The organism is Variovorax sp. P4_B11 (assembly GCF_056402355.1).
This window is the reverse complement of sequence record NZ_JBFUHO010000003.1, coordinates 119,642-144,692: the sequence shown is the minus strand read 5'-3', so window position 1 is coordinate 144,692 and position 25,051 is coordinate 119,642. Positions and strand designations below refer to the sequence as shown.

The 25,051-nt window shown below is 68.2% G+C and carries 27 protein-coding genes; 8 read left to right on the top strand and 19 right to left on the bottom strand.

The features are described 5' to 3' along the window. Nucleotides 1-25 precede the first annotated feature (25 nt). Complete coding sequence (locus AC1DYD_RS04710; protein WP_478171739.1) at nt 26-775, top strand: hypothetical protein; 750 nt, start codon at nt 26-28, stop codon at nt 773-775. 173 nt (nt 776-948) lie between these two features. Here AC1DYD_RS04710 and AC1DYD_RS04705 read toward each other — a convergent pair whose 3' ends face one another. Both AC1DYD_RS04705 and AC1DYD_RS04700 read right to left on the bottom strand, forming a co-directional pair. Continuing rightward, complete coding sequence (locus AC1DYD_RS04705; protein WP_478171580.1) at nt 949-2,370, bottom strand: type II toxin-antitoxin system HipA family toxin; 1,422 nt, start codon at nt 2,368-2,370, stop codon at nt 949-951. A gap of 182 nt (nt 2,371-2,552) precedes the next feature. Beyond that, the gene (locus tag AC1DYD_RS04700) at nt 2,553-2,858 is read right to left on the bottom strand and encodes a helix-turn-helix domain-containing protein (RefSeq protein ID WP_478171579.1); all 306 of its coding nucleotides are present in this window, start codon (nt 2,856-2,858) and stop codon (nt 2,553-2,555) included. 213 nt (nt 2,859-3,071) lie between these two features. Between AC1DYD_RS04700 and AC1DYD_RS04695 the strand changes: the two genes are divergently transcribed. Continuing rightward, the gene (locus AC1DYD_RS04695; protein WP_478171578.1) at nt 3,072-3,764 is read left to right on the top strand and encodes a P-loop NTPase family protein; all 693 of its coding nucleotides are present in this window, start codon (nt 3,072-3,074) and stop codon (nt 3,762-3,764) included. Between the two features lie 144 nt (nt 3,765-3,908). On the opposite strand, the gene AC1DYD_RS04690 is transcribed toward AC1DYD_RS04695, so the two are convergent. The 7 genes from AC1DYD_RS04690 to AC1DYD_RS04660 form a co-directional block, all read right to left on the bottom strand. After that, on the bottom strand, nt 3,909-4,433 hold the full coding sequence (locus AC1DYD_RS04690) for a disulfide bond formation protein B (protein WP_478171738.1): 525 nt from the start codon (nt 4,431-4,433) through the stop codon (nt 3,909-3,911). 2 nt (nt 4,434-4,435) lie between these two features. Then, a complete protein-coding gene (locus AC1DYD_RS04685) occupies nt 4,436-5,530 on the bottom strand; it encodes a sulfate/molybdate ABC transporter ATP-binding protein (protein WP_478171577.1) in 1,095 nt (364 codons plus the stop codon). A 12-nt stretch (nt 5,531-5,542) separates the two neighbouring features. Beyond that, nucleotides 5,543-6,439, bottom strand: coding sequence for a sulfate ABC transporter permease subunit CysW (cysW, locus tag AC1DYD_RS04680; RefSeq protein WP_478171576.1), 897 nt, complete (start codon nt 6,437-6,439; stop codon nt 5,543-5,545). After that, nucleotides 6,436-7,329, bottom strand: coding sequence for a sulfate ABC transporter permease subunit CysT (cysT, locus tag AC1DYD_RS04675; protein ID WP_478171575.1), 894 nt, complete (start codon nt 7,327-7,329; stop codon nt 6,436-6,438). The genes cysW and cysT overlap by 4 nt, the downstream gene beginning before the upstream one ends. Beyond that, nucleotides 7,330-8,328: a sulfate ABC transporter substrate-binding protein gene (locus AC1DYD_RS04670; RefSeq protein ID WP_478171574.1), complete on the bottom strand. Its 999-nt coding sequence runs from the start codon at nt 8,326-8,328 to the stop codon at nt 7,330-7,332. Next, nucleotides 8,325-8,903, bottom strand: a complete 579-nt coding sequence (locus tag AC1DYD_RS04665) for an RBBP9/YdeN family alpha/beta hydrolase (RefSeq protein ID WP_478171573.1) — start codon at nt 8,901-8,903, stop codon at nt 8,325-8,327. The genes AC1DYD_RS04670 and AC1DYD_RS04665 overlap by 4 nt, the downstream gene beginning before the upstream one ends. 163 nt (nt 8,904-9,066) lie before the next feature. Next, nucleotides 9,067-9,984 carry a LysR family transcriptional regulator gene (locus tag AC1DYD_RS04660; RefSeq protein WP_478171572.1) on the bottom strand — a complete coding sequence of 306 codons (918 nt, stop codon included), beginning with the start codon at nt 9,982-9,984 and terminating at the stop codon, nt 9,067-9,069. A 129-nt stretch (nt 9,985-10,113) separates the two neighbouring features. Between AC1DYD_RS04660 and AC1DYD_RS04655 the strand changes: the two genes are divergently transcribed. Beyond that, the gene (locus AC1DYD_RS04655) at nt 10,114-10,764 is read left to right on the top strand and encodes an FMN-dependent NADH-azoreductase (protein WP_478171571.1); all 651 of its coding nucleotides are present in this window, start codon (nt 10,114-10,116) and stop codon (nt 10,762-10,764) included. A 161-nt stretch (nt 10,765-10,925) separates the two neighbouring features. On the opposite strand, the gene AC1DYD_RS04650 is transcribed toward AC1DYD_RS04655, so the two are convergent. The 9 genes from AC1DYD_RS04650 to AC1DYD_RS04610 all read right to left on the bottom strand — a co-directional run bounded on the left by AC1DYD_RS04650 (nt 10,926) and on the right by AC1DYD_RS04610 (nt 18,399). Then, entirely contained in the window at nt 10,926-11,471 is a 546-nt protein-coding gene (locus tag AC1DYD_RS04650; protein ID WP_478171570.1) for an NADPH-dependent FMN reductase, read from the bottom strand. Nucleotides 11,472-11,512: 41 nt separating this feature from the next. Then, nucleotides 11,513-12,427: a serine O-acetyltransferase EpsC gene (epsC, locus tag AC1DYD_RS04645; RefSeq protein ID WP_478171569.1), complete on the bottom strand. Its 915-nt coding sequence runs from the start codon at nt 12,425-12,427 to the stop codon at nt 11,513-11,515. An 81-nt stretch (nt 12,428-12,508) separates the two neighbouring features. Further along, the gene (locus AC1DYD_RS04640) at nt 12,509-12,724 is read right to left on the bottom strand and encodes a TOBE domain-containing protein (protein WP_028250350.1); all 216 of its coding nucleotides are present in this window, start codon (nt 12,722-12,724) and stop codon (nt 12,509-12,511) included. A gap of 31 nt (nt 12,725-12,755) precedes the next feature. Beyond that, nucleotides 12,756-13,592: an ATP-binding cassette domain-containing protein gene (locus tag AC1DYD_RS04635; RefSeq protein WP_478171568.1), complete on the bottom strand. Its 837-nt coding sequence runs from the start codon at nt 13,590-13,592 to the stop codon at nt 12,756-12,758. After that, nucleotides 13,550-14,383: an aliphatic sulfonate ABC transporter permease SsuC gene (gene ssuC / locus AC1DYD_RS04630; RefSeq protein ID WP_478171567.1), complete on the bottom strand. Its 834-nt coding sequence runs from the start codon at nt 14,381-14,383 to the stop codon at nt 13,550-13,552. Before ssuC ends, AC1DYD_RS04635 begins: the two co-directional genes overlap by 43 nt. 10 nt (nt 14,384-14,393) lie before the next feature. Further along, a complete protein-coding gene (locus AC1DYD_RS04625; protein ID WP_478171566.1) occupies nt 14,394-15,632 on the bottom strand; it encodes an FMNH2-dependent alkanesulfonate monooxygenase in 1,239 nt (412 codons plus the stop codon). An 81-nt stretch (nt 15,633-15,713) separates the two neighbouring features. Continuing rightward, complete coding sequence (locus tag AC1DYD_RS04620) at nt 15,714-16,658, bottom strand: sulfonate ABC transporter substrate-binding protein (RefSeq protein ID WP_478171565.1); 945 nt, start codon at nt 16,656-16,658, stop codon at nt 15,714-15,716. A 109-nt stretch (nt 16,659-16,767) separates the two neighbouring features. Then, complete coding sequence (gene ssuE, locus AC1DYD_RS04615; protein WP_478171564.1) at nt 16,768-17,352, bottom strand: NADPH-dependent FMN reductase; 585 nt, start codon at nt 17,350-17,352, stop codon at nt 16,768-16,770. A gap of 18 nt (nt 17,353-17,370) precedes the next feature. Then, a complete protein-coding gene (locus tag AC1DYD_RS04610; RefSeq protein ID WP_478171563.1) occupies nt 17,371-18,399 on the bottom strand; it encodes a sulfate ABC transporter substrate-binding protein in 1,029 nt (342 codons plus the stop codon). Nucleotides 18,400-18,526: 127 nt separating this feature from the next. Between AC1DYD_RS04610 and AC1DYD_RS04605 the strand changes: the two genes are divergently transcribed. The 5 genes from AC1DYD_RS04605 to AC1DYD_RS04585 all read left to right on the top strand — a co-directional run bounded on the left by AC1DYD_RS04605 (nt 18,527) and on the right by AC1DYD_RS04585 (nt 24,658). Further along, nucleotides 18,527-18,802: an oxidative damage protection protein gene (locus tag AC1DYD_RS04605; RefSeq protein ID WP_478156751.1), complete on the top strand. Its 276-nt coding sequence runs from the start codon at nt 18,527-18,529 to the stop codon at nt 18,800-18,802. Between the two features lie 20 nt (nt 18,803-18,822). Further along, nucleotides 18,823-20,697 (top strand): bifunctional tRNA (5-methylaminomethyl-2-thiouridine)(34)-methyltransferase MnmC2/FAD-dependent 5-carboxymethylaminomethyl-2-thiouridine(34) oxidoreductase MnmC1, encoded by a 1,875-nt coding sequence (gene mnmC, locus AC1DYD_RS04600; RefSeq protein WP_478171562.1) that lies wholly within the window; start codon nt 18,823-18,825, stop codon nt 20,695-20,697. Between the two features lie 157 nt (nt 20,698-20,854). Next, nucleotides 20,855-21,751: a transglutaminase family protein gene (locus AC1DYD_RS04595; RefSeq protein WP_478171561.1), complete on the top strand. Its 897-nt coding sequence runs from the start codon at nt 20,855-20,857 to the stop codon at nt 21,749-21,751. Between the two features lie 435 nt (nt 21,752-22,186). After that, entirely contained in the window at nt 22,187-23,200 is a 1,014-nt protein-coding gene (locus AC1DYD_RS04590; protein WP_478171560.1) for a patatin-like phospholipase family protein, read from the top strand. A 3-nt stretch (nt 23,201-23,203) separates the two neighbouring features. Beyond that, nucleotides 23,204-24,658, top strand: a complete 1,455-nt coding sequence (locus AC1DYD_RS04585) for a GntP family permease (protein ID WP_478171559.1) — start codon at nt 23,204-23,206, stop codon at nt 24,656-24,658. Nucleotides 24,659-24,667: 9 nt separating this feature from the next. Here the strand turns inward: AC1DYD_RS04585 and AC1DYD_RS04580 are convergent, their stop codons facing one another. Next, entirely contained in the window at nt 24,668-24,931 is a 264-nt protein-coding gene (locus AC1DYD_RS04580) for a hypothetical protein (RefSeq protein ID WP_478171558.1), read from the bottom strand. Nucleotides 24,932-25,051: the final 120 nt, after the last annotated feature.

Here is a 25,051-nt window from a genome sequence, read left to right as displayed (position 1 = left end):
AGGCGAGGATGATAACGTGCAGACCATGCGCGTTTCCCCTCCTTCCCCGCCCCTCGGCCGCCGCGCGTGGCTCATCGGCGGTGGGGTGGCGGTCCTGGCGCTGGCGGGCTGCGCCTCGACCGATCGCGCCGAGCCCTACGCCAACAAGGAATGGCTCCAGACCGGCGCCAATCGCATCGCCAACCTCGCGTTGCGCGACAACCTGCAGTCGGTGCGGCGGGTGCAGCTCTCGCTCTACCGCCGCAACCCGCGCGAATGGCGCAAATGGTGCGGCAGCGCCGACGAGGCGATCCAGCGCACCTGGGACGCGATCTCGAACAACACGCCGCTGCCCCAGCTGCAGGGCGCCTACGGCATCGACGCCATCCGGCTGGCTTTCGAGACCGCGCCCAAGCCTTTCGAAGGCGACCGTGTCGCGGCGCTGGTGGTCGGCTGGGCGGCGCTGCTCAAGCAGGCCAACGGCAACACCTGGGAGCAGAACATGCTCGACGCGGTCAGCGCCGAGAACAGCTTCCGGGCGGCGCGCAACTTCGAGATCTCGCTCTGGCTGATCGGCTCGAAGACCGGCCCCGACGGCCAGCCGCTGCTGCTGGCCACCGAGATCAGCGAGCGCGGCCGCAACCTGCTGGTCGACCGCGAACTGTCGAAGGTGGTGGCCCGGCTGGACTTGCTGGCGGCGCAGGCCGACGAGCGGTACCGCCGCGCCGCGCTCGACTTCAGCCAGAACTGGTTCCTGGGGAGCCTCGGGCCGTTCTTTTCGATGGTGCCGAAGTAGGGCCTGTTCACACTATTTCCGGGGTCGCGAAGGCCTGCGGGTCGCCGGGCCAAGGGGCCGTCTGCGGCGTTGCCCSCGCTTGCAAGGCGAAAGCCTTGCTGCGCGCGGGCGCCTTGCATCCAGCCCCTTGGCCCGGCAACGCGATCCCCGGAAATAGTGTGAACAGGCCCTAATCAGGCCGGCGCCGGCCCGCCCCAAGGCAGCGTGGGGGCGGGGTCGAACCCGTCCGCGTCCGGGTGGCGCCGACGCCAGGCCACGACACTCGCGTCGGCCTGGATGTGCTCGACCAGCCGCGCGCGATGCGCGGCGGACAACGGCAGCGTGCGCAGCAGGCCTGGCCAGCTGCGCATCGCCCGGTCGACGCAGTGCGCCACCACCTCGCGCAACTGCTTTTCCGGAATGTCCCAGATGTTGGCGAGCTCGCGCAGCGTCTTGGGTGTCAGCAGCGTGCGCGGTGCCTGCTGCGGGAAGAACTTCAGGCCGTGCCCCGAGCCCATGAAGTACGCACCGTAGGCAACGATGTCGTAGGCTTTCGACAGCTCGGGCCTGGCTTGCCCGGCCGGATAGATCAGGCTGAAGTTCTTCAGATGCGCGTCGTAGTTGCCCAGCAGCTCCGAGACCTTGATGCGGCGCAGAACCTCAGCCACGTCGGCCTCGCCCCTGGCCGAGCGGCGCTTGAGCAGCAGGCCGATCGCGGCGTAGGTGCCGGCGTACTTGTATTCCGACGGCGTGCCCGTGACCTGGGCGAAATCCTCCATGTGGAGGCGCCCCGTGTCGGTGGGCGCGTCGCGGTCGAAACGCGACACCAGCAGGAACTTGCGCTCGTCGTTCTGCAGCGCATAGGGAAGCCGGTCGGCAATCGCGGACAAAGGTTCGAGCGAGAACTCGCAGGTGTTCACGCCCGCCGCTGCCGCCAGCGTCAGCGCGCTGAATTCCACTTCGGGGAGCCGGTCGTATTCGCCGGCCGGCAGCTTGCCGATGAAATGCCTGCGGTCCGACTGCCTCGAACGCATCACATAGCGACCCGGGCCGCCGCCCGCCACCAGCGCCACCTTGGGCTGGACACCCGAAATCGAGGTCTGCTGCGGCGTCGGGATCTGGCCGGAACTCATTTCGTAGCTGTCGCGGCTCTGGCCGATCAATCGGCCCAGGGCCGGCTCGTCGAGTGTTTCCGCGTCTGCGCGGACATCGCCCGGCAGGTCGCCGCCACAGGCCGCGAGCAGCCCCAGTTCGTCGTCGACCTGCAGGCCGAGGTCGGCGATCAGCTGCTTGCGCAGCGGCCCTTCGGGCAGCAGGTTCTGGAAGAAGGGCGGCAGACCGAATTTGCCATCGCCGCGGTTGACGTCGAGCGCCGGGTCCAGCAACTGGGCCACCGTGGCGGCCTCGGCCTCGGCCTCGGCAAGGGCGTGTGACACCCTTTCGGCGCTGCCCTCGGTGGCCGGCGCCATCACGTAGAGCTGCGACAGCACGGGTCGCGACGGATTCTTCGCATAGGCATCGTCGAACCTGAAGTACACCCGGCCGTCGTCGAGTCCGAACAGGGAGCCGACGTCGGTCTTGCCAAGCCGGATGCGCAGCGAACGGACGACGCTCATAAGGCAACCTCCGTGCTTCGCACTGCGGTGCGAGCGCCTTCGGGCGGCCGGGCGGCGCTCATAAGGCAACCTCCGTGCTTCGCACTGCGGTGCGAGCGCCTTCGGGCGGCCGGGCGGCGCTCATAAGGCAACCTCCGTGCTTCGCACTGCGGTGCGAGCGCCTTCGGGCGGCCGGGCGGCGCTCATGGCAGGCGCCGCCGCGGCGGTGTCTGCATCAGGCGGCTCACCTCGTCCTGCAGACCCGTGGGCTTGGTGTCGGCCCCGAATCGGGCCAGGTCGGCCACCGACAGCGGAAGGAACTGCATCTCGAGTTCCAGGCACCGGAGCAGTGCCAGCAGCGTGTTCAGCTCGACGTTGCCCCGCCCTGCCTCCAGTGCACCCAGGGTGTTTCGGGAGATTCCAGCCCGGGTCGCCAGTTCCGACACGGTCATGGCGCGATCCTTGCGCGCCTGGCGCAGGAATCCGCCGATGCTGGCCAAGGTCGTCATGCGCACTATGTTGTGCATATCTTCCATATGCTAAGCATTTTGTGCGATACCGGGCCAAAAATCAAATTTTGATCTATTAAATGAGCAATTTTCCTATTTGCATAATAAATTGTGCAAACCAACTGCTTTCCCGCGACTCGGCCGCGTGGCGCTGCGCGCAATCCGGCCCCCTAGAATGATTCGCAGTTTTCACCCCACTCTGGCAGGAACCTCATGAGCTCCATCAATTTCATCGGCGGCGAAAAAGGCGGTGTCGGCAAATCGGTCACGGCGCGGGTCCTGGCGCAGCACTTCATCGACCACAGCCGGCCCTTCGTGGGCTTCGACACAGACCGTTCGCACAGCTCTTTCACCCGCTTCTATGAAGGCTTTGCCTCGCCGGTGGTGGTCGACAGCTTCGAGGGTCTGGACACCGTGGTCAACGGATTCGAAACCAACCCGCAGCAGAGCGTGATCGTCGACCTGGCGGCCCAGACGCTGGCCCCCCTGTCGCGCTGGATCAAGGAATCCGACCTGTTCGACGTCTTCGCCGAACTCGGGGTGGCGGTCAATTTCTGGCATGTGCTCGACGACGGCAAGGATTCGAGCGACCTGCTGGGGACGCTGATCGACACCTTCGGCGACCAGCCGAACTACATCGTGGTGCAGAACTACGGCCGCGGCAACGACTTCGGCCTGCTGCTCGCATCGCAGTCTCTGAGCAAGGCGACCGTCCATGGTGCCCGCGTCATCGCCCTGCCCCGGCTGCACGATGCCAGCATGCGCAAGATCGACGCGCGCAACACGAGCTTCTGGAAGGCGGTCAACGACCGCGAAGGCCCGCACGCGCTCGGGCTGCTCGAGCGCCAGCGCGTGAAGACCTGGCTGGCAACGGCTTACGCGGCCTTCGACACCTTGCCGCTATAGGCTCGCCCCCAGGTTGCCCCGCACTTCGTGTCGGGGCGCCCACCCCCTACCGGGGGCAACACCAGCGGCCTGGCAGAGCCAGTTCCGCGGTGTTTCACCAACGGGCCTGGCTGCGCCGGCCGCCGGCGTCTGCGGCCGCGGCGGTCAGTATGCGCTTCTGAAGGCGGACCGGGCTGGAGCGCGGCGGAACAGCAGGACCAGCAGCAGGACGGTGAAAACGGCGAATGCGATGAAGGACCAGTTGGCGATCGACAGGCCGAGGAAGGTCCAGTCGACCTGCGAGCAGTCGCCGGCGCCGCGGAAGATCATCGGCAGCGCGCGCTGCAGCGGAAAGGTCTCGATCATTCCGTAGATATCGCGGCCGCACGAGACGACCTCGGGCGGGTACCACTGGAGCCAGCTCTGGCTCGCCGCCGTGTAGGCGCCGCCCAGCGCCGCGACCCCGGCCAGCAAGATGCCGACGACCCGCAACGCCTTGCCGCCGCTGGCCGCGCCAAGCCCGGTGAAGACGGCCACCAGCACCAGCGCATAGCGCTGCACGACGCACATCGGGCACGGCTCGAGGCCGACCACGTGCTGCAGGTACATGCCGAAGGCGAGCATCGCGATGCAAGCCAGGCTGATCAAAGCCAGGGCGCGCCGCGGCGCACCGAAATACCAGTCGATCACATTCAAGGTGAAACCCAATCCTCTACGAACACCCTCGCTTTGCGCGGCGTGGCGACCACCTTGTCGCCCTCGCGCAATGCGAGGTCCCGGAACTGTTGCGCAGGGAGTTGCGCCTCGATGATGGTTCCGGAGCCCGGATTATCTGGATTCGATTCGACCGGTTCGAGTTCCAGCCGCGCGATCGGTCCGACCACGATCGCCCGGCTCAGGGTCGCAACGATGCCGCTGGCGCCCGGCGCGTAACGCTCGACGCTGAGGTCGTGCGGCCGCACATAGGCCAGCGCCTTGCCGTCGCGCAGCCCCTGCTGGTCGCGGGTGTCGAGACGAATGCCTTCGACCTGAACCTCGCCCTCGAGTGAACGGCCGTGGAACAGGTTCACGTCGCCCAGGAAGCCGTAGACGAAGGGGCTGGCCGGATGGTCCCACACCTGCTGCGGCGAGCCGACCTGCTCGATGCGGCCGCTGTTCATCAGCACCACGCGGTCGGCCACTTCAAGCGCCTCTTCCTGATCGTGGGTGACGAAGATGCTGGTCACGTGCAGCTCGTCGTGCAGCCGGCGCAGCCAGCGGCGCAACTCCTTGCGCACCTTGGCGTCGAGCGCGCCGAAAGGCTCGTCGAGCAGCAGCACCTTGGGTTCGACCGCCAGCGCACGGGCCAGCGCGATGCGCTGGCGCTGGCCGCCCGACAGCTGCGCCGGATAGCGGTCGGCCAGCCAGTCCAGCTGCACCAGCTTGAGCAGGTCGTGCACCTTGGACTTGATCTGCGCCTCGCTCGGGCGCAGGCCGCGCGGCTTGACGCGCAGGCCGAAGGCCACGTTCTCGAACACCGTCATGTGGCGGAACAGCGCGTAGTGCTGGAAGACGAAGCCGACCTGTCGCTCGCGCACATGCACGTCGGTGGTGTCCTCGCCCGCGAACAGGATGCTGCCGGCACCGGCCGTCTCGAGGCCCGCGATGATGCGCAGCAGCGTGGTCTTGCCGCAGCCCGAGGGGCCCAGCAGCGCGACCAGCTCGCCCGACGCCACATCCAGGCTGACATCGCGCAGGGCGTGGAAATCGCCAAATTGCTTGCTGACGTTTCTGATTTCGATGCTCATGGTTTCTCTTTCTCAGGTCGCCGGCGTCGGGCGCTCGGGCGGCAGCTCGGCGATCGCCTTCATCTCGCGCTCGTGGCGCCATTCGATGACCGACTTGATCACCAGCGTGACCAGCGCCAGGATGGCCAGCAGCGAGGCCACCGCGAAGGCGGCCACCGACTGGTATTCGTTGTAGAGCACTTCGACGTGCAGCGGCATGGTGTTGGTCTGGCCGCGGATGTGGCCCGAGACCACCGACACCGCGCCGAACTCGCCCATCGCGCGCGCATTGCACAGGATCACGCCGTACAGCAGGCCCCACTTGATGTTGGGCAAGGTCACACGCCAGAAGGTCTGCCAGCCGGTCGCGCCGAGCACGATGGCGGCCTGCTCTTCGTCGGTGCCCTGGGCCTGCATCAGCGGGATCAGTTCGCGCGCGATGAACGGGAAGGTCACGAACACGGTGGCCAGCACGATGCCGGGCACGGCAAAGATGATCTTGATGTCGTGCGCCTGCAGCCAGGGCCCGAACCAGCCCTGGGCGCCGAACACCAGCACGTAGATCAGGCCCGCCACCACCGGCGAGACCGCGAACGGCAGGTCGACCAGGGTCGTCAGGACGGCCTTGCCGCGGAACTCGAACTTGGCGATGGCCCAGGCCGCGGCGATGCCGAAGACCAGGTTCAACGGCACCGCGATCGCGGCCGTCAGCAGGGTCAGGCGGATCGCGGCCCAGGCGTCGGGCTCCTTGAGCGCTTCGAGGTAGGCGCCGAAGCCCTTGCGCAGCGCCTCGGCCGCGACCGCGGCCAACGGCAGCACCAGGAACAGGAACATGAAGGCCAGCGCGATGCCGATCAGCGTGCGCCGGACCCAGGCCGACTCGGTGGTGCCGGCCTGGGCGCGGCGAAGGGTTCTCGAAGCCGCGCTCATTGGCTGGCCTCCGAGCGGCGCCGCTTCCAGCCCTGCAGGCCGTTGATCACCAGCAGCAGCACGAAGGAGATCACCAGCATCACCAGCGCGACCGCGGTGGCGCCCGCGAAGTCGTACTGCTCCAGCTTGCCGATGATGATCAAGGGCGTGATCTCCGAGATCATCGGCATGTTGCCGGCGATGAAGATCACCGAGCCGTACTCGCCGATCGCGCGCGCGAAGGCCATCGCGAAGCCGGTCAGCAGCGCCGGCATGATCGACGGCAGGATCACCTTGGTGAAGGTCTGCAGCCGGGTCGCGCCGAGGCTGGTCGCGGCCTCCTCGAGCTCCTTCTCGGTGTCTTCGAGCACCGGCTGCACCGTGCGCACCACGAAGGGCAGGCCGATGAAGATCAGGGCGATCACGATGCCCGCGGGCGTGAAGGCCAGCTTGATGCCCAGCGGCTCGAGGAACTGGCCGACCCAGCCGTTGCCGGCCAGCAGCGCGGTCAGCGAGATGCCGGCGACGGCGGTGGGCAGGGCAAAGGGCAGATCGACCAGCGCGTCGACGATCCGCTTGCCCGGGAACTTGTAGCGCACCAGCACCCAGGCCACGAGCAGCCCGAACACCAGGTTGACCAGCGCGGCGATCAGCGAGGCGCCGAAGGTCAGCCGGTACGAGGCCATCACGCGTGGCGCCGTGACCGCCACCCAGAACTGCTCCCAGCTCATGGTGAAGGTCTTGAAGACCAGCGCCGACAGCGGGATCAGCACGATCAGGCTCAGGTAGAGCACCGCGTAGCCGAGCGTGATGTGGAAGCCCGGCAGCACGCGCCGCGACACGCCGCGCCCGCCCCCGGACGCCAGCGGCGCTGCCGCGGACGACAGCGCCGATGAAGCAGCACCGCTCATTTACTTCGCACCAGGCGTGTACAGCTTGTCGAACTGCCCACCGTCATTGAAGTGCACCTTCTGCGCTTCGGACAGGCTGCCGAACAATTCCTGCACCGTGAACAGCTGCAGCGGCTTGAAGGTCGCGGCGTTCCTCTTGAGAACCGCTTCCGAGCGCGGGCGCAGCGCATGCTTGGCGGCGATTTCCTGCGCCTCTTCCGAGTAGAGGTAGTCGAGGTAGGCCTTGGCGAGTTCGCCGGTGCCCTTCTTGTTGACCGTGCGCTCGACGATCGCGACCGGGTTCTCGGCCAGGATGCTGATCGACGGGTACACCGCATCCACCTTGCCCGAGCCGAATTCGCGGTCGATCGAGACCACTTCCGATTCGAAGGTGATCAGCGCGTCGCCGATGTTGCGCTGCAGGAAGGCGGTGGTCGCATCACGGCCGCCGCGGGCCAGGATCGGCACGTTCTTGAACAGCTTGCCGACGAACTCGGCCGCCTGGGCGTCGGTGCCGCCCTTCTTCTTCACGTAGCCCCAGGCCGCCAGGTAGGCGTAGCGGCCGTTGCCGCCGGTCTTCGGATTCACGACCACCACCTGCACGCCGGGCTTGATCAGGTCGTCCCAGTCCTTGATGCCCTTCGGATTGCCGTTGCGGGTCAGGAACAGCATCGTCGAGGTGGTCGGCGATGCGTTGTACGGGAAGCGCTTGGGCCAGTCCTTGGCGACCACGCCGGCATTGGCCAGGAAATCGATGTCGGTCGTGGTGTTCATCGTCACGACATCGGCGTCGAGGCCGTCGGCCACCGCCCGCGCCTGGGCGCTCGAGCCGCCATGCGACTGGTCGATCCTGACCTCCTTGCCCGTCGTCTTCTTGTAGTTGGCGACGAAAGCGGCGTTGTAGTCCTTGTAGAACTCGCGCGCCACGTCGTACGACGCATTGAGCAGCGTCTGGGCAGAGGCCGCGCCGCTGGCGGCGAAGACCACGGCGGCGAAGAAGGTCTTGATTCTGGAAGTCATAGGGTTGCCAAGGTTTCTGGATTCTTGTGGCCGGCCATCAGGGGGGTCGGCTCGTCCGTCAGCGATTGCAGCAGCGCCAGGCCCAGGGGCCAGTCGCCGTGTCCGGATTCGATGTTGATGTGGCCGGCATTCTGCATGCGAACGAATTCGCTGCCCCAGGCGCGGGCATAGGCACCGGCCAGCCGCACCGGGCAGAAGGGGTCGTTGCTGCTCGCCACCACGACGCTGCGGTACGGCAGCCGGGCGAAGGGCACAGGCGCGAAATCGGTCAGCACGGCGCGCCGCTCGGGGTCTGCCGGCGCCACCAGCAAGGCGCCGCTGATGCGCGCGGCCGCCGCCTCCGGCAGGTGCGTGGTCGCGATGCAGCCGAGGCTGTGGGCAGCGATCACCACTGGCTGCGGGCTCTCGAGCACCAGTTTCTCGAGCGTGGCCACCCAGGCGGCGCGGCTCGGCGTGATCCAGTCGTCCTGCACCACCCGCACGGCGCCCTGCATGCGCTCGGCCCACAGGCTCTGCCAGTGTCCGGGTCCGGAATCACGCCAGCCTGGAACGATGATGATCGTCGGTCTGCTCACGCGCCGCCCGCTCGCTCGGCGCCGGCATGACGCGCGGGATCCCGGCGAAGTCGCGCTGGGCAGGTGATGGGAGAGCCGGTCATGGCCGCCATTCTGCAAACCATCGCTTAAACCGCAAACGAATATCTACTTGTTTGGTTATGAGTTTTTCGACATAAGCGCCTTATTCCGCCAGGTGGTGCGGTTCGGCCCCGTCGAGGTTCTCGGCCAGGAAGTCGATCAATCGGCGTACCGCCGGCACCAGGGCCCGCCGGGCGGGGAACATGGCGTGGCAGATGCCGGGTTCCGGTCCCCAGCCCGGCAGCACCTCGAGCAGCTTGCCGGCGCTGATGTCCCTGCGGCACATGTAGTCCGGCAGCACCGACGCCCCGATGCCCTGGACCACCGCGAACTTCAGCGTCAGCAGGTCGTCGGCGACATAGCGTGGCGCGTGGGTGTGGACCACCACCTTGCCGCCGGGACCTTCGAGCCGCCAGTTGGCGCGGCCATCGCCGGTCGACATGGCGACGGAGTCGAGCCTGCCGAGATCCGCCGGCGTCGAGACCGGTCCCTGGCGCTGCAGCAGGTCGGGGCTCGCCACCAGGATGCCGCGGCTGCCACCGAAATTCTTGGCCACCAGCGTGGCGCTGTCCTCGATCGTCGGGCGCACGCGCAGGGCCAGGTCCACGCCCTCCTCGACCGGGTCGACCGGCCGGTTCAGAACCCGCATCTCGACCCGGACCTGCGGATAGCGCCGCATGAACTCGGGCAGCAGCGGGCCGACGCTGCTGTGCGCCAGCGTCACCGGACAACTCAGCCGCACGGTGCCGCTCGGCTCGGTCTGGATCTGCGCTACCGCCTCGGACGCCGCCTGCGCGGCATCGCGCATCGCAGCGCAGTGCTTGAGGTAGATCTCGCCGGCCGGTGTCAGCGACAAGCGCCGGGTGCTGCGCTGCATCAACTGGACGCCGAGTTGCACTTCGAGGTCGGCCACCCGGCGCGACAGGCGGGACTTCGGGATGCCGAGCGCCCGGCTGGCGGCCGCGAAGCCCCCTCGCTCGGCCACTTCGGCAAAGAACACCATGTCGTTGAGATCTTGCATCGAGCCACTGTCCTATTTTTGGAACGAACTAAGCCATTTTTGCAGACTTATCAATCAATCGCTACAAAAATAGAATTCATCCCACGCCGACCGATTTCAGTGCCGGCGCTTTCAAAGAAAGCATTGATCATGAAACTCCTGCACGTCGATTCCAGCGTCCTCGGAACCAATTCCGTCTCCCGTCAACTGACCGCCGAAATCGTGGCCGACTGGCGCCGCGCCCACCCGGACACGACCGTCGACTACCTCGACCTCGCGGTGGACACCCCCAACCATTTCAGCGCCGATGCAATGGGCATCAAGGTCGGTGTCCAGGCCGAACCGACCGAAGCGCAGCGCCGCGAGAACGAAGTCTCCGAGCGCCTCGTGAGCCAGTTCCTGGCCGCCGACGTGATCGTCGTGGGCGCCCCGCTCTACAACTTCACGGTGCCGACCCAGCTGAAGGCCTGGATCGACCGCTTGGCGCAGATCGGCCGTACCTTCAAGTACACCGACAAGGGGCCGGTCGGCCTGGCCGGCGGCAAGACGGTGATCGTGGCCTCGACCCGCGGCGGCATGTATTCGACCAGCGAAGGCGGCCAGGCGATGGAACACCAGGAAAGCTACCTCAAGGTGGTCTTCGGCTTCTTCGGCATCACCGACGTGCGGATCGTCCGCGCCGAAGGCGTGGCGATGGGCGATGCGGCCAAGTCTGCCGCGCTGACCGCCGCACGGTCCGATATCGCTGTCGCGACGACCGGCAAGGCCGCGAACCAGGACCAGGCCACCCTGGCGGCCTGAGCGTAGACGCAAGGCGGGTCGCTCGACGCGACCCGCTTTTTTTTCGCCCGCGAAGCCGGGCCCTTCGTGAAACACTGCGGAACCGGCTTCGCCGGGCCGCTGGTGTTGCCCCCGGCAGGGGTGGGCGGGCTACACGCAGTGAGCCCAACCTGGGGGCGAGCTCAATGTGCTTTGATCCAGGCCACGTACTTGTCGACCCAGCCTTGCAGGAACTGCTTGCTGCCCTCGGCGATGTGGCCCTTGTCGTCGAACAAGCCTTCCTTGTTCTGCAGGAAGACTTCGGGCTGGCCGAGCGCCGGCACATCCAGGTAGGCCAGGATGCCGCGCAAATGCTGTTGCGCGACGGCGGTACCGACGGCGCCGACCGACACACCGACCACGCCCGCCGGTTTGCCGGCCCAGGCGCTCTGGCCGTAGGGCCGCGAGGCGTTGTCGAGCGCGTTCTTGAGGACGCCCGGAATCGAGCGGTTGTATTCGGGCGTGACGAACAGCAGGCCGTCCGCCGCGGCGACCTCGGTCTTCAGGCGCCGCACCGAGGGCGCCTGGTTGCCGTCGTCGTCCTGGTTGTAGAGCGGAAGGTCATCGATGCGCACATGCTCGAAGGTGAAGTCCTCCGGTGCGAGATGGGCGATCGCGAGCGCAAGCTTGCGGTTCAGCGAATCCTTGCGCAGGCTGCCGATGACGACGGCAATCTTTTTCTGGGCCATGAAGACTCCTTGAAACGGGTTGAGGAAAAGGAAACGATAGCTCAGGCACGGCGCCTCTGCGGCGCGTTCTGCAGGCTGGCCTGCGACACGTTGGCGCCGGGGGGCACGTCGTCGGTGATCCAGACATTGCCGCCGATGGTGGCGCCCTTGCCCAGCGTGACGCGCCCGAGAATGGTCGCGCCGGCGTAGATCACGACATCGTCCTCGACCACCGGGTGGCGCGGCAGCCCCTTCTGCAGGTTGCCCTCGGCGTCCGTCGGAAAGCGCTTGGCACCCAGCGTCACGGCCTGGTAGATGCGCACCCGCTTGCCGATCACGGCCGTCTCGCCGATCACCACGCCCGTGCCGTGGTCGATGAAGAAGCCGGCGTCGATCGTCGCGCCCGGGTGGATGTCGATGCCGGTCTGCCCATGGGCCAATTCGGCCACGATGCGCGCCAGCAGCGGCAGGCCGAGCCCGTAGAGCTGGTGGCCAAGGCGGTGGTGAATCATGGCCAGGATGCCCGGGTAGCAGAGCAGCACCTCGTCGACGCTGCGCGCCGCCGGATCGCCCTGGAAGGCGGCCAGCACGTCGCCGTCGAGCAGGCGCCGGATCGACGGCAGCGCCGTCGCGAACTGCTGCACCGCAGTGGCCGCTTCCGCCTCGATGTCCTCGGACGCGCGCGGCTGATGGCGTGCCGTGTAGAGCAGCTCGAGCCGGGCCTGGGCCCGCAGCGATTGCAGGGCCGAATCGAGCGTGTAGCCGACATAGAAATCCTCGCTGTCGTGCCGCAGCTCGGGCGGCCCGAGGCGCATCGGGAACAGCGCGCCCTTGAGCGATTCAACGATCCCGGCCAGCGCCTCGCGCGAGGGGAACTCGCGGCTGCCGGGCTCGCGCGAGCGCTGCTGCGAATCGCGCCACTCGTCACGGGCAAGGTGCAGGGCGCGGACGATGTCGCTGACGTCCAGTGGGGGCATGGAGCTTCCTTCGAGGGTGAGGCCGGGCACCGACCATGCACCATCGTACAAAACCCCACCGCGCCAGGGTCAAGCGCCGGCTCACAGCTTCGCGATCGACACCTCCGTCGACTTCACCAGCGCGACGACGTCGGAGCCGGGCTTGAGCTGCAGTTCGTCGACCGAGCGCGTGGTGATCACCGAGGTCACGATGCCCCACGCGGTTTCGACGTCGACTTCGGAGACGACGTCGCCGCGAATGATCTCGCGCACCTTGCCCTTGAACTGGTTGCGAACGTTGATGGCCTGGATGGACATGAAAACTCCTTCGGGTTGAAAAAAATTGAACTCACACCGCCCAGCGCAGCACATGCGCCGGACCGTCGGTCCAGCGGGTGTCGTTGGCAGGCTCGGACCCGGTGGCGTCGGGCTTCTGCAGCACGCGGTCGAGAATGCGTTTCTCGATCGCCGCGAAGGCCGGGTCGCCCTGCGAGCGCGGCCGGGCGAGCGCGATGTTCTCGTCGAGCGCGATCCGGCCGTCCTCGATCAGGACCACGCGATCGGCCAGCGCCACCGCCTCCTGCACGTCGTGCGTGACCAGCAGCGCGGTGAAGCGATGGCGCAGCCACAGGCTCTCGATCAGCCGGTGCATCTCGATGCGCGTCAGCGCGTCGAGCGCACCCAGCGGCTCGTCGAGCAGCAGCAGCCGCGGCTGGTGCACCAGCGCCCGGGCCAGCGCGACCCGCTGGCGCTGGCCGCCCGACAGGCGCGCCGGCCATTCGCCGCCGCGCTCGGCCAGGCCGACCTGCGCCAGCACCTCCCTGCCACGGGTGCGGTCCGCTTCGGGCAGGCCCAGCGCGACGTTGTCGATCACCCGGCGCCATGGCAGCAGGCGCGCCTCCTGGAACATGATCCGGGTGTCGTCGTGCAGTCCGTCGACAGCCTTGCCGTCGGTGAAGAGCGCGCCCTCGGAGGCCTGTTCGAGGCCCGCGACCAGCCGCAGCAAGGTGCTCTTGCCGCAGCCGCTGCGGCCCACGATCGCGATGAACTGTCCGGGTTCGATGGCCAGTTGCGTGTTGCGCAGCACTTCGCGCTCGCCATAGCGCTTCGACAGGCCGCGGATGTCGAGCCGCACGCCGCCGCTCATTGGGCCGCTCCATACGCCGGATGCCAGCGCAGCCACCATCGCTCGAGTCCGCGCGCCAGCAGGTCGGCCAGCTTGCCGAGTAGCGCGTACAGCAGGATGCCGACCAGCACGATGTCGGTCTGCAGGAACTCGCGCGCATTCATCGTGAGGTAGCCGATACCCGACTGCGCCGAGATGGTCTCGGCCACGATCAGGATGACCCACATGAGGCCGAGCGAAAAGCGCAGGCCGACCAGGATCGAGGACATCGCGCCGGGCAGGATCACTTCCTTGTAGAGCTGCCAGCGCGTCAGTCCGTAGGTGCGCCCCATCTCGATCAGCTGCGGGTCGACGTTGCGGATGCCGTGGAAGGTGTTGAGATAGATCGGGAAGAACACCGACACCGAGATCAGGAACAGCTTGGCCGACTCGTCGATGCCGAACCACAGGATCACCAGCGGGATCAGCGCCAGTGCAGGAATATTGCGCACCATCTGCAGCGTCGAGTCGAGCAGCGTCTCGGCCACCTTCACCGAGCCGGTCAGGAGACCGAGCGCGAGTCCGAGCCCGCCGCCGATCGCCAGTCCGGTCAGCGCCCGCGCCGCGCTCACCCTGACATGGGTCCAGAGTTCGCCCGAAGCGGTGAGCCGCCACGTGGCCTTCACCACGTCGACCGGGGCCGGCAAGACCCGCGTCGACAGCCAGCCGAGCGACGAGGCGATCTGCCAGGCGACGATCAGCCCGACGGGCACCAGCCACGGCACCAGTCGCCGGGCGACGCCGAGCGTGAAGCGCCTGGCCGCGGCCAGCGAGGGCGCTGCCACCGGCAAGGCCTGTACTTGTTGATTCATGGAGAGTCTTTCAGCTCTGGGAGGCGAGCCGCGAGGGCGCGTCGAGATTGGCGACGACTTCGCCGAAGGGACCGCTCAGCACCGGGCCCGGCAGGCCCGGACGCTGCTTGCGCGGCAGCAGCGGGAACACCAGTTCGGCGAAGCGATAGGACTCTTCCAGATGCGGATAGCCCGAGAGGATGAAGTTGTCGATCCCGAGCGAGGCGTACGCCTCGAGGCGCGCCGCGACGGTCTTCGCATCGCCGACCAGCGCCGTGCCGGCGCCGCCGCGCACCAGGCCGACGCCGGCCCACAGGTTGGGGCTGATCTCGAGCTCTTCGCGCGTCCGCCTGGCACCGCCGGCATGCAGCGCGGCCATGCGCCGCTGGCCCTCGGAGTCCATGCGCGCGAAGGCGGCCTGGGCACGGATCACGGTCTCGTCGTCGACCCGGCTGATCAGCGATTCGGCGGCGCGCCACGCCTCGTCCTCGGTCTCGCGCACGATCACGTGCAGCCGGATGCCGAACTTCAGCGCCCTGCCGCCGGCGCCGCCGGGCCGCCCCAAGGCGGCGGGCGCCCCCTCGGGGGGCAGCGAAGCGTGGGGGTCTGCGTACTTCTCGGCGCGCTGGCGCACGTCGGCGATCTTCTTCGCCACGTCGGCCGGCGGCTCGCCCCAGGTCAGGTAGGCATCGACCTGCTCGGCGGCAAGATCGTGGGCCGCGGCCGACGAGCCGCCGAACCACACCGGTGGGTGCGGCTTCTGCGTCGGCGGGAACAACAGCTTGGCGCCCTTCACGCTCAGGTGCTTGCCGTCGTAGTCGAAGCTCTGGTTGTCGTGGCTCCTGGCGATGATCTCGCGCCAGATGCGGATGAACTCGGCCGATTGCTCGTAGCGCTCGGCATGGCCGAGCGACACGCCATCGCCTTCGAGTTCGCCCTGGTCGCCGCCGGTCACCAGGTTCACCAGCAGCCGCCCGCCCGAGAGCCGGTCGAAGGTCGCCGCCATGCGCGCGGCCAGGCTGGGCTGGTGCAGCCCGGGCCGCACCGCGACCAGGAACTTGAGGCGCCGCGTCGCGCCGATCAGGCTCGACGCGATGACCCACGGGTCCTCGCACGAGCGGCCGGTGGGGATCAGGACGCCTTCATAGCCGAGCGAATCGGCCGCGCCGGCGATCTGTTGCAGGTAGGCGAGATCGACCGGGCGCGCGCCCTCGGTGGTGCCGAGGTAGCGGCTGTCGCCGTGCGTGGGAAGGAACCAAAAAAGTTGCATGAGAATTCTCAATCAGTTGAGGACAGAGCAAAAACTGCTGCGCAGTTTCTTGATCTGTCCCGCAAGGTCTCAGGAGGCACCTCAGACGGCGGCTTCGAGCAGGTTGATCTGCTTCGGGATCAGCCCGAGCGCAAGGAAGGCGTCGGCGATCTGCTGCTGCTCGCCGAGGATCGCCTTGGTGATCGGGCCGATTCCGAACTGGGTGCGCGACACCGACAGCTCGACCACCGGTTGCGGCAGGCCCCACAGGCCCGCGAGTTCGGCCGCGAAGGCTGCGCGGTTGGCCTGGGCCCATTGGTCGACCTTGTCGAGCTCCTCGATCAGGACCTTGATCACGTCGACGTTCTTGCTCGCGTAGTCGAGCGACGAGAAATAGAAGGCCCGGTTGCCGACCACGCCGGTGGCGTCCGCAAGGAGCCTGGCGTCGAGCGTCTTCTGCGCCGCGGCCAGGAACGGATCCCAGATCGCCCAGGCGTCGATCGAGCCCTTCTCGAAGGCGGCACGGGCATCGGCCGGCGGCAGGAAGATGAGCTTGACATCGCCGTACGCCAGGCCGTTCTTCTCGAGCAGCCTGACCAGGAAATAATGGACGTTGCTGCCCTTGTTGAGCGCGACCTTCTTGCCCTTCAGGTCCTTGACCGACTGGATCGTTGAGGCCTTCGGCACCAGCACCGCCTCGGACTGCGGCCGCGGCACGGTCGCCGCCACGTAGGCCAGCGGCGCACCGGCGGCCTGCGCGAAGATCGGCGGCGCTTCGCCGACGTCGCCGAAGTCGATCGAGCCGACGTTGAGCGCCTCGAGTTGCACCGGCCCGGCCGTGAACTCGGTCCACTTGACGCTGACGCCCAGCGGTGCGAGGCGTTTCTCGAGCGTGCCGCGGCCCTTGAGCAGGCTCAGGTTGCCCTTCTGATTGCCGATGCGCAGGGTGCGCGCCGGGGCTTGGGCGAAGGCGGAAAGCGCCGGCAGCGCCAGCGCAGCGGCGCTGACTTGAAGGAGCCGTCGACGAATCGATGAATGCGAGTTCATGGTGATGCGTTTCTTTCGGGCAAAGGAAGTCCCGCGCCGCAAGGGCGGCGTTTCGAATCGGGAACGGGGTTCTGGAAGGGAGGCGGCGCCGCGACGGACGCCAGGCGGCTCAGACGCTACATCGCACGCGCGAGAAGTCGACCGCCTCGAAGCCCCAGGCCGGCGGCAGCCTGAGGCCTTCGCTGGCCAGCGTCTCGACCGCGTCGTCGAGCCGCTGCGCGAGTTCGGCCTGCAACTGGTAGGCGCCCTCGGGCTGCAGCGTGACCTGGCCATCGGTGGCATAGACGCCCGGCAGGATATGCCGTGCCGCCAGCGATTGCAGCACCGGGCGCAGCGCATAGTCGAGCGCCAGCATATGGTGCGGACTGCCGCCGGTGGCCAGCGGCAGCACGGTCTTGCCCTTGAGCGCCGACTGCGGCAGCAGGTCGAGGAAGACCTTCAGCACGCCGCTGTAGGCGGCCTTGTAGACCGGGGTGGCGATCACGATCACGTCGGCGCGCTGCAGTTGCTCGACCGCATGCTGCACCGACGGGTGCGAGGCCTCGCCAAGCAGCAGGGCATGCGCCGCCAGTTCGCGGATCGCGAGCCGCTGGACCGGCACCGCGCGCGCGGCGAGCCGCGCCGCCACCGCATCGAGCAGCACCGCCGAACGCGAGGGCGCGGAAGGACTGCCGGCAATCAGGAGAACGGACATCGCTGACCTTGCCTGCTGTTACTTCTGCTTCGCCAGGTAGATCTGGTCGAAGGAGCCGCCATCGGCGAAGTGCGCCTTGTCGGCCTTGGCCCAGCCGCCGAAGGCGTCGTCGATCGTGAACAACGTGAGCTTGGGGAACTGGCTGGCGTACTTGGACTTGGCCTTGTCGGAGGTCGGGCGGTAGTAGTTGCGGCCCGCCACGTCCTGGCCTTCGTCGGAGTACAGGTACTTCAGGTATTCCTCGGCCACGGCGCGGGTGCCCTTCTTGTCGACCACCTTGTCGACCACGGTCACGGTGGGCTCGGCCAGGATGCTGATCGAGGGCACGACGATGTCGAACTTGTCGGGACCGAATTCCTTCAGCGCCAGGAAGGCCTCGTTCTCCCAGGCCAGCAGCACGTCGCCGACGCCGCGCTGCACGAAGGTGATGGTCGAGCCGCGGGCGCCAGCGTCGAGCACCGGCACGTTCCTGTAGAGCTTGCCGACGAATTCCTTGGCCTTGTCGTCGCCGCCGTACTTGCGCTTGGCGAATTCCCAGGCCGCCAGGTAGTTCCACCGGGCGCCGCCCGAGGTCTTGGGGTTCGGCGTGATCACCTGCACGCCGGGCTTGACCAGGTCGTCCCAGTCCTTCAGGCCCTTGGGATTGCCCTTCTTCACGAGGAAGACGATGGTCGAGGTGTAGGGGGCCGAGTTGTGCGGCAGCCGCTTCTGCCAGTCGGGCTTGACCTGGCCGCCATGGGTGACGAGGGCCTCCGTGTCGCCGGCCAGCGCCAGGGTCGCGACGTCGGCGTCGATGCCGTCGATGATCGACCGCGCCTGCTTGCCCGAGCCGCCGTGCGACTGCTTGATCGTCACGTCCTGGCCGGTCTTGGCCTTCCAGTACTTGGCGAAGGCCTGGTTGTAGTCGACGTAGAGCTCGCGCGTCGGGTCGTAGGAGACGTTGAGCAAGGTCACGCCTTGGGCAAACGACGGCATTGCCGTCAGGGCGATGCTGGCTGCGGCGGCGGCGCCGAGAGAAAGCTTGATAAAGTCGCGACGGAGGCTCATGGTCTTGTGCTCGTAATAGGCATAACGCTGAAGCCACGTATTCTGAATACGGCATATGGAATCGAGAACAACCAAGTTCTCAGTTCTAAATAACGAAATCAACTAAGACACCCACAAAGGCATCCAAATGGCACGCATGGTCCAGTGCATCAAGCTCGGCAAAGAGGCCGAAGGCCTCGACTTCCCGCCCTACCCCGGCGAACTCGGCAAGCGCCTGTGGGAGAACGTCAGCAAGGAGGCCTGGGCCGCCTGGCTCAAGCAGCAGACGATGCTGGTCAACGAGAACCGCCTCAACCTTGCCGATGCACGGGCCCGGCAATACCTGGCGCGGCAGATGGAAAAGCATTTCTTCGGCGAAGGCGCCGACGTCGCGCAGGGCTACGTGCCACCGCCCGCAGCCTGAGTTCCGGGTCTTTGCGTGCCATGGCCGAGCCCGTAGCCTGGCGCGCCGACGGCATCCCGCGCAGCGCGCGCTTCGATGACATCTACCACTCCGAAAGCGGCGCGCCGGCGCAGGCCCGCCACGTGTTCCTGGGCGGCTGCGGCCTGCCCGCCACCTGGGCCGGGCAGCCGCAATGGCGGATTCTCGAAACCGGATTCGGCTTCGGCCTCAATTTCCTGACAGTCTGGCGCGCCTGGCGCGAGGACCCGCGGCGGCCGCGCCTGCTGCATTTTGTTTCGATCGAGGCCTTCCCGGTGTCGCGCGACGATCTGCTGCGCGCCGCCGGCGCCTATCCTGAGTTGCATCCCCTGGCCGAGATGCTGGCGGCACAGTGGCACGGCCTGCTGCCGGGCTTCCATCGCCTCGCTTTCGATCAAGGAAAGGTGCTGCTCACGCTCTGCATCGGCGACGTGCAGGCGATGCTGCGTGCGCAGCGTTTCGAGGCCGACAGCATCTTCCTCGACGGTTTCAGCCCGCAGCGCAATCCAGCCATGTGGTCGCCCGACACGCTCAAGGCGGTGTCGCGCTTCGCCCGGCGCGGCACGCGGCTCGCCACCTGGACGATCGCGCGCGCGGTCTGCGATGCGCTGGCGCAGAACGGCTTCCAGCTCACCAGGGCACCCGGACTGCCGCCCAAGCGCGACTGCCTGCAAGGCATCTTCGAGCCGGCCTGGGCGGTGCGGCAGCGCGCCCCCGCGGCGGCGCCGCTGCCACCGGGCCGCCGCTGCGCGGTCATCGGCGCCGGCCTGGCCGGCGCTGCGGTCGCGGCCAGCCTGGCACGCAGGGGCTGGGAGGTCGAGGTGCTGGATGCCGCCGGACGCCCGGCGGCCGGCGCCTCCAGCCTGCCGGCCGGGCTGCTGGCGCCGCATGTGTCGCCCGATGACGCCCTGCTCTCGCGCCTGACGCGCGCCGGCATCCGCGCCACCTGGCAGCAGTTGGAACAGTGGCTGGTCGAAGGTGAAGACTGGCGCGCCAGCGGCGTGCTCGAATGGCGGGCCGACGGCGACGATCGCCTGCCGGCCGACTGGTCGGCCGAGGGGCCCAACGAATCGTGGCATGCGGACCCGGATCGGGTCCGCGCGTCGGGCCTGCCGGCCGCTTCGGCGGCCATCTGGCATGCGCGGGCCGGCTGGGTGCGGCCGGCCCGGCTGGTCGAGGCCTGGCTGGCGCAGCCCGGCATCCGCGTACGGACCGGCTGCCGCGTGGCCCGGATCGAGCGCCAGGGCACCGGGCAGGCGCCATGGGCGCTGCGGGACGCCGACGGCCAGCAGCTGGCCGAGGCCGACCGGGTGGTCATCGCCGCCGGTTTCGAGAGCCATGCGCTGGCGCCCGCCTACCCCCTGCAAGCCGTGCGCGGCCAGGTCGAGGGCGGCCGCATGACGGACGGCATGCGACTGCCCGCGGCGCCGGTGAACGGCGACGGCCATCTGATCGCCGGCGTGCCTGCGGCCGGCGGGCTGGAGTGGTTCGTCGGTGCCACCTTCGACCGCGACAGCCGCGACGCCCGGCCGCGGGCCGAGGACACCGCCTTCAATCGCGCGCGCCTGGCCCGCCTGCTTCCCGACGCCGCCGTGCAGCTCGGCCGCGCGTTCGACGACGGCGCGACCCGCGCCTGGACCGGCGTGCGCTGCGCCTCGGCGGACCGCCGCCCGCTGGTCGGCCCGCTGTGGCCCGGGCAGCCCGACGGCCTCTGGCTCTGCACCGCACTCGGCTCGCGTGGCCTCAGCTTCGCCGCCCTGTGTGCCGAGCTGCTGGCGGCCCAATGGCACGGCGAACCCTTGCCGCTGCCGGTCAAGCTCGCGCGGACGCTGGACAGCGCCAGGGCGGCCGGTCAAAGGTTGGCCAGCGCCATGTAGTCGAGCAGGGTCGACCCCCCGAGCGTCGCGAAAGGCAGCAGCACGGCCTTCAGCAGCGGCTGCTGCCCGAACGGCGCAAAGGCGCCCTCATGGAGTTCCGAACGCGGTCGGATGCATCCCCAAACAGGACGGAACGCCGGCGCGGCCACAATGCCGCATGGCCATTCGCTACGACATCACCCACACCACCGTCTACCGCTACAGGACGCCCGTCACCTTCGGACTGCACCGCGTGATGTTCAGGCCGCGCGACAGCCACGACCTGCGGGTGCTCGCCACCGATCTGCAGGTCAGCCCGCAGGCCTACGTGCGGATGATCCAGGACCCGCACTCCAACTCGGTCGCGCTGGTGCAGCCGATGGGCGAGGCGACCGAGCTGCGCATCGTCTGCTCGTTCACGATCGAGCACGTGCCGACGCCGCCGGACGAACTGGCGCTGGACCCCGCCGCGGAAGTGCTGCCCTTCGCCTATTCGCTGGCGGAACGGCTGGACCTCGAACACTACCTGCGCCCGCACCACGACGATCCGGGCGGCACGCTGATCCGTTGGGCCCACCAGTTCCTGCACACCGACCAGCCCAACAGCACGCGCGACGTGCTGACGCGCATGAACGCCCACATCGGGCAGAGCCTGCGCTACGCCGCGCGCGACGAGGAAGGCACCCAGACGCCGCTGCAGACGCTGACGCTCGGCAGCGGCAGCTGCCGCGACTACGCGCTGCTCATGATGGAGGCCGCCCGCCGCCTCGGCGTCGCGACGCGTTTCGTCTCCGGCTATCTCTACGACGCCGCCCTCGACACCGGCGAAGCGGAGCCGGGGCAGGCGATCACCGGCTCGGGCAGCACGCACGCCTGGCTTCACGCCTACCTGCCGGGCGCCGGCTGGGTCGCCTTCGATCCCACCAACAACCTGATGGCCAGTTCGCAGCTGATCCGCGTCGGCGTGGCGCGCGATCCGGCCCTGGCGGCGCCGATCTCGGGCAGCTGGTACGGCGACCCCGAGGCCTATGAAGGGCTGGAGGCGACCGTGGTGGTGCGCCGGCTGCCGGACTGAATTGAAGCTCCCCCGAAGCGCCTGCGGCGCCGCCCCCTCGAGGGGGCGATACCAGCGGCCCGGCAAAGCCGGTTCCGCGGTATCCCTGGCATTTGGCTGCGCCAGTCTCATGCGTCGCGGGTCACGCGATCACGTGGTGGAGCACTGAATTGAAGCTCCCCCGAAGCGCCTGCGGCGCCTCCCGCTCAAGGGGCGATACCAGCGGCCCGGCGAAGCCGGTTCCGCGCGATCCCTGGCGCTGCAGTTCGCTGATTCAGGCGCCGAAAAGCGCGCTTGCGCAAGCCAAACGAAGACGTTGCCGCAATGACCAGCACGCCCTTAAAGTCGTGCGCTGCGCCCGCCTGGGCGCAATTCTTGCAGCTGACACCGTGCCGACACGGCGCGGCTGGACACTCTCGCCAGGCAGCGGCTTCGCTACGCCATCGGAGGTTCTGATTGAAGACTTTTCCCATTGATCTCGCATTGCAGGGAGGTGGTTCGCACGGCGCCTTCACTTGGGGCGTCCTCGACCGCCTGCTCGAGGAGCCCTGGCTGCGCCTCGAGGGCATCTCGGGCACCTCGGCCGGCGCCATGAACGCCGCGGCCCTGGCCTCGGGCCATGCGGTGGGCGGCGCCGAGGGTGCCCGCGAGTCGCTCGACGCCTTCTGGCGCGGGGTTTCCGATGCCGCCAAGTACAGCCCGTTCAAGCGCAGCTGGATCGACATGCTGACCGGGACCTGGACGCTCGACAATTCGCCGGCCTTCATGGCGGCCGACCTGGCGACGCGCCTGTGGTCGCCCTACGATCTCAATCCGCGCGGCATGAATCCGCTGCGCGGCATCCTGGCCGAACTGATCGACTTCGAGCGCCTGACGGTTTCGCCGATCAAGCTCTTCGTGACTGCGACCAACGTTCGCACCGGCCGCGGACGGGTCTTTCGCAACGCCGAACTCACGCCCGACGTGCTGCTGGCGTCGGCCTGCCTGCCGACCATGTTCCACGCGGTCGAGATCGAAGGCGATCCGTACTGGGACGGCGGCTATGCCGGCAACCCGACGATGACGCCGCTGATCCGCGAATGCCAGTCGAGCGACACCATCCTGATCCAGATCAATCCGGTGGAACGCGCCGGCGTGCCACGCAGCGCGAGCGAGATCAACAACCGCCTCAACGAGCTGTCCTTCAACTCGCCGCTGCTGAAGGAACTGCGCATGATCGCGCTGCTGCACCAGGTGGCCGATCCGGGACGCGGCGAAGGCGCCGCCTGGGCCCGCATGCGCATCCACCGCATCGCCACCGACGCCATGCTCGCGCTCGGCGCCTCGTCGAAGATGATCTCGGAGTGGCCCTTCCTGTGCCAGCTGCGCGATGAAGGCCGGCGCTCGGCACAGGCTTTCCTCGATGCCCACCAGAGCGACATCGGCAAGCGCTCGACGCTCGATCTCGACGCCCTCCTCGAAGGAGTCTGAGCCATGGGACTCGCAGGCATCTTCCTCGGCCTCGGCCTCCTGATCTGGCTCTCCTACCGGGGCTGGAGCGTGCTGGTGCTGGCGCCGGCCGCGGCGATGATCGCCGCGCTGTTCGCCGGCGAGCCGCTGCTGGCCCACTGGACCCAGACCTTCATGGGGTCGGCGGCCGGCTTCCTGGCCCAGTTCTTCCCACTGTTCCTACTGGGTGCGGTGTTCGGCAAGCTGATGGACGACAGCGGCTCGGTGCAGACCATCGCCCAATTCATGACCGAGAAGCTGGGTCCGAAGCGGGCGATGCTGGCGGTGGTGCTGGCCGGCGCGCTGGTCACCTATGGCGGGGTCAGCCTGTTCGTCGCCTTCTTCGTGCTGGCGCCGATGGCACAGGCCCTGTTCCGCGCCGCCAACATACCGGCCCGCCTGATGCCGGCCGCGATCGCGCTGGGCACCTCGACCTTCACGATGTCGGCGCTGCCCGGAACGCCGGCCATCCAGAACGCGATCCCGATGCCCTTCTTCGGCACCACCGCCTTCGCGGCGCCGGGGCTCGGCGTGATCGCCTCGGCCATCATGCTGGGCTTCGGCATGTGGTGGCTGCGGCGCGCGGAGTCGAAGGCCCGCGCGGCCGGCGAGAGCTTCGGCATCCTGAATTCGGACGCCCACGTCGACGCCGCCGAAGATCCGATGGTGCGCGAGCGCGCCACCACCGCCGGCAGCTTCGACCCGGCCGAGGTGCAGCATGGCCAGCACAGCGGCGGCCAGCCCGGCATCGTGGTGGCGCTGCTGCCGCTGGTGGTGGTGGTGGTGGTCAACCTGCTGATGGCGCTGGTCGTGCTGCCGCGCATGGACACCGATTACCTCGCCGACGTCCGCTTCGGCAGCATCAGCCTGGCCAACGTCGGCGGCGTCTGGGCAGTGCTGGTGGCGCTGGCCGCGGCGATGGCGGTGCTGGTGGCGCTGAACTGGAAACGCCTGCCCGCGCTGCGCGCCACGGTCGATGCCGGGGCCAATGCCTCGGTGCTGCCGGTGGTCTGTGTCGCCAGCCTGGTGGGCTTCGGTGCGGTGGTGGCGGCGATGCCGGCCTTCGAGGTCGTCCGCGAATGGGTGCTGGGCATCGGCGGCGGGCCGCTGGTGTCGCTGGCACTGTCGACCAACATCCTGGCCGCCCTCACCGGCTCGGCCTCGGGCGGCCTGACGATCGCACTCGACGCGCTGGGCGGCACCTTCATGGAACTGGCCGCCACCACGGGCCTCGATCCGGCCTTGATGCACCGGGTGGCAGTGATCGGTGCCGGCACCCTCGACAGCCTGCCGCACAACGGCGCGGTCGTCACCTTGCTGGCGGTCTGCGGCACCAAGCACCGCGACAGCTACTTCGACATCGTGATGGTCGGCATCGTGGGTGCGCTGATCGCGCTGGTGGCCGTGATCGTGATCGGTTCGGCCGTCGGCTCGTTCTGAGCCGCCGGCTCAGCGCACCCGGTGCCGGAAGCCGGCGAAGTGAGGCTCCGGGGGCGCTGCGAGGCGGCGCGCATAGGCGGCCTCGGCTTCCTCCAGGGCTTCGCAAAGCAGGTCCAGCGCCCGCACATCCTGCTGCTCCGGCGGCGTTCCGCCCCCGCACATGAAGTCGCCGAGCTGCTCGACCAATGCTTCGCGCGCGGCAGCCACGGCCAGGCGGCGGCGCACCATCTCGCCCCGCAGCTTCGCCAGCTCGCCTCTTTTCGACCGATGCACGTCAACTCCCCGTTTGCCATTTGGAGTACTTAGGTATTAGCAAACGATAAGGCCTTCGCGGCCCGCGGTCCATATGGCTTAGGCCCTATCCGACAAGCTCAGTTGCAATCCGTTTCAGAT